We start from the raw sequence: 4,028 nt of genomic DNA on the forward strand, positions 1-4,028 counted from the left end.
AAAAGCCCTGTATTCAACATCTGCGCCGAAGACAGGACGAAAAATCACGAGTGGGGTGGAAGATGGGGATCGAACCCACGGCCTCCTGGGCCACAACCAGGTGCTCTAACCAACTGAGCTACTTCCACCGCGGCGGGTAAAATAACACAAAGCCGCCGGGCTGTCCAGCGGCGGGCTTTGGGCTATCCGGCCGAGGATGTTGATACGGGCCGACGTGAATGTCGGCATCTATGGAGAGGATTTGCGGCCGACCACAGGGGTGGGTGTCCACACCCGCCCGCTCGCCCCCCTCCCCAGCCCTCCCCCCAGAGGGGGGAGGGGACAGGTAGCAGCCCTCACCCCTGCCCGTCGGCGCGCCGCTCCCACAGGGAGAGGGAAAGCGCGCCGCACGCGGGGATGAACTGGGGAATCACACTAACTCATCAACGCGAGGCCGGGGTCCAGCGCCCTGCGATGGTGGTTTTTTAAATTTTTTTTTATAAAGGGTTCGCTCGCGGCGAAAACCTCATATAACACAACAGACCATCATCGCGGAGATGCGATCCAACGCGCTGCGTTGGTGGTCGGGGCGTCGGGAGTAAAAACGGTGTTGCACGCGGGGATGAATCATGAAATAACATCTGCTCACGTCGCGATACCGGGTGCAGCATCATGCTGCTGGTCGGGGCGAGAGGATTCGAACCTCCGACTTCCTGCTCCCAAAGCAGGTGCGCTACCGGACTGCGCCACGCCCCGCGAACCTTACGTTCGATCGTGTTCCGCGATGACACCCGTCGACATTCGAGGGATTGTCGCCGCGAGCCCTACCTCTTTTCAACAACGACGACCGCGAGCCTTACGTTCGATCGTGTTCCGCGACGAAAGATTTCACCAATTCGAGGGGTTACCGCCGCGAGCCCTACATTTTCTCCTGCGCCACGCCCCGCGAGCCTTACGTTCGATCGTGTCCCGCGAAGACGCCGGTTGGCATGTGAAAATCTATGCCGCCTCCCCCACCCTGACCCGTAAGCGAGCTCCCCAAAGGTGCGGAGGAAACCCGGCCGACGGGTGCTCAGTGCGCCAGCCTCACCCACTCCACCAGGCCCTCCCCGGCCGGCTCGTACTCCACCACGCACCCCACCCCCAGTCCCCAGAGTCGGGACGCCCCGAGCTGGGCGACGTGGAAGAAGCGCTCCTCCGTCCCGTCCGGCGCGTCGGGGCCCAGCGGCCGGAGGAAGACGTAGCCCCTGTTGTAGTCGTAGTAGGTGACGATGCCCTGCATGATCCCGGTGGTTAAAGCGCGCGGTAAAAAATAGCACCTCGCGGGGTCGGGGTCAAGGCGGGACGACGCCGCCCTGTGGTAAAATTGCCGGCGACTCGGAGGAGGCATGGACGAAAAAACCGTGCGGCACATCGCGAGGCTGGCCCGGCTGGGGCTGACCGCCGAGGAGCTCGAGCGCTTCCGGGGCCAGCTCGGCGAGATACTGGACTACGTCCGTTCGCTAGAGGGCGTGGACATCGAAGGCGTGCCGCCCTTCAGCGACGTTTCGCCGCCCCGCGTCCCCTGGCGCGAGGACGTCGTGACGAACCCCCCCTCGGCAACCGGCGAGCTCGGCCAGGCCCCGCGGGTCGTGAACGGGCAGATAGAGACCCCCTCCCCCCTCGGGGGCTAGTAGCCCCTCCTACTCCGCGACGAGGAGTTGCTGAAGGTCAATAGTTCACCGCCGCGAGCGGCGCCCCTCCCCCGGATAAAAGCATGTGACGGCTAGTAGCCCCTCCTGCTCCGCGACGTAAGGTTGATGGTATTCGATAGATTAATCCCGCGAGCGACATCCCCTCTTCGTCGAGAGTCGGTGACGGCTAGTAGCCGAGCCTGTTCCGCGTCGCAAGGTAAATGCATTCGATAGTTCACCGCCGCGAGCGGCGCCCCCTGGATGAAACAGATGATTAAACTGGAAGGCAAACGGGCGCTGGTGATGGGCCTCGGCCTCTTCGGCGGCGGGGTGGGGCTCACGCGCTACCTGGTCCGCCACCGGGCCCGGGTGACGGTGACCGACCTGCGCGAGGCGGAGGAGCTGCGCCCGTCGCTCGCGCTTTTACACGATGTGGACGTGGAGCTGCACCTCGGGGCGCACCTGGAGGAGGACTTCCGCGCGGCGGATATAATATTCGTCAACCCGGCGGTGCCCAAGACGTCGCCGTACCTGGAGTTCGCCCGGGAATCGGGGGCCGAGCTCTCGTCGGAAATCGCCCTCTTCGTCGAGCGCTTCCGCGGAACGGTGCTGGCGGTGACCGGCTCTAACGGCAAGACGACCACGGCGGGAATGCTGGGGGACATAGTGAGCCGCCACATGCCGGGCGCCCTGGTCGGCGGCAACATGGGTGTGTGCCTGTTGGACCGCGTGGATGACGCCCCGCCGGGCCTGCCCGCCGTCCTCGAGCTCTCCAGCTTCCAGCTCGAGGACCTCGGCGAAATCGGCTGGTCCCCGCACATCGCCGTGGTGACGAACCTGACCCCCAACCACCTGGACCGCCACGGCACGTTCACCGCCTACATCGAGGCGAAATCCCAAATACTCACGCACCAGACCGCCCGGGACTCGGCGGTGCTCAACGCCGAGGACCCGCAGGTGGCCAAGCTGGCGGAGCTGACCCGGGGATCGGTCCTCCGGTTCGGGCTGGAGGTGGGCGAGGGGGTCAACTTCTACCGGGAGCGAGGGAACCACGAGGGCAAGGGGCGGCTGGTGGCCCGTTTCGCCGGGGCGGAGCAGCGGTACTTCGAGCTGGATAAATTCGCCCCGCGGGGCGACCACAACGTGGCCAACGCCCTGGCGGCCTCGGGGGCGGCCTACGCCTTCGGCATCCCGCTGTCGGTGACGGCGGCGGCGCTGGCGGCGTTCAGGCCCATCGCCCACCGTCTGGAGGAAATCGCCACGGTGAACGGCGTGACCTACTTCAACGACTCCATCGCCACGACGCCGGAGTCGGCGATGGCGGCACTTCATAGCTTCACCGAGCCGGTGTGGCTCATCGCCGGCGGCTACGACAAAGGGACGCCCTTCATCGAGCTGGGTCGGGAGATCGCGCTGCGCGCCAAGGGGTGCCTTTTGGTGGGTAAGACGGCCGACGCGATCCGGCGCGCCGTGGAGCGGGGGGAGGAGGAGATCGCGGCGGACGGCTACCGGCCTCATCTGGTAAAGATGGAGGCGGCGGAAACCCTGGAGGCGGCGGTGGCGAGGGCGGCGGAGCTGGCCGCGCCTGGCGAGATCGTACTTCTGTCGCCGGCCTGCGCCAGCTACGACCAGTTCCTGAACTTCGTCGAGCGGGGGGAGCGGTTCCGCGAGCTGGTGCGGCGGCTGGGGGCGACGCGGACGGCGGGGTAGGGATTTTTCACTCATACCCGGCGATGCCGGTTTTTTTATTTCCGGGACGGCGCGGTCGCCGACCTGGAGAAATGACGCAGGCGCTCAGAATGCTGGGGCAGGTTGAACGGTCCGGGGGTTTTTGAAGGTGGACGCCGGCGTCGCGGATTGCGATGACGTAGGGGCCGACATTCAGGTCGGCCCGTTTTTTTTATAAGGAAGCCCTCACCCCTGCCCGTCGGCGCGCCGCTCCCACAGGGAGAGGGGGCCGCTGCACCCCCCACCCCGGCCCGCGCCAGTTGCGACGACGTAGGGCGGCCCTTCTACGGGCCGCCGCATATTACGATGAGGTAGGGGCCGACCGACGGCGCGCCGTTCAGGTCGGCCCGCGGGCGACCGTGGACGGTCGCCCCTACGTCAAATCGCCGTTGTCCGTAAATAATGTAGGGCGGGGATTTTAACCGAGCGTAGCGAGCTATGCCCCCGGCAAATCCCCGCCGCTTTTATAAGGAAGCCCTCACCCTCATTCCCGTCGGCGCGCCGCTCCCACAGGGAGAGGGGGCCGCTGCACCCCCCACCCCGGCCCGCGCCAGTTGCGACGACGTAGGGCGGCCCTTCTACGGGCCGCCGCGTATTACGATGAGGTAGGGGCCGACCTTCAGGTCGGCCCGTTTTTTTTATAAGGTA

General features: G+C 65.9%; 3 protein-coding genes and 2 tRNA genes. 2 read left to right on the top strand and 3 right to left on the bottom strand.

What is annotated here, in order from left to right:
• Positions 1-51: 51 nt before the first annotated feature.
• From VM054_09670 to VM054_09680, 3 genes are all read right to left on the bottom strand, one after another.
• Positions 52-128, bottom strand: a tRNA-His gene (locus VM054_09670).
• Between the two features lie 530 nt (positions 129-658).
• Positions 659-735 (bottom strand) — tRNA-Pro (locus VM054_09675).
• A gap of 316 nt (positions 736-1,051) precedes the next feature.
• The gene (locus tag VM054_09680) at positions 1,052-1,261 is read right to left on the bottom strand and encodes a hypothetical protein (protein HUT99329.1); all 210 of its coding nucleotides are present in this window, start codon (positions 1,259-1,261) and stop codon (positions 1,052-1,054) included.
• Between the two features lie 106 nt (positions 1,262-1,367).
• Here VM054_09680 and gatC point away from each other — a divergent pair, with 106 nt between their 5' ends.
• Entirely contained in the window at positions 1,368-1,652 is a 285-nt protein-coding gene (gene gatC, locus VM054_09685) for an Asp-tRNA(Asn)/Glu-tRNA(Gln) amidotransferase subunit GatC (GenBank protein HUT99330.1), read from the top strand.
• A 270-nt stretch (positions 1,653-1,922) separates the two neighbouring features.
• Positions 1,923-3,362 carry a UDP-N-acetylmuramoyl-L-alanine--D-glutamate ligase gene (gene murD / locus VM054_09690; GenBank protein ID HUT99331.1) on the top strand — a complete coding sequence of 480 codons (1,440 nt, stop codon included), beginning with the start codon at positions 1,923-1,925 and terminating at the stop codon, positions 3,360-3,362.
• The last annotated feature ends 666 nt before the right edge of the window (positions 3,363-4,028 follow it).

The sequence above is a fragment of the bacterium genome (assembly GCA_035528375.1).
In the GTDB taxonomy this organism is placed as follows: Bacteria; RBG-13-66-14; RBG-13-66-14; order RBG-13-66-14; family RBG-13-66-14; genus RBG-13-66-14.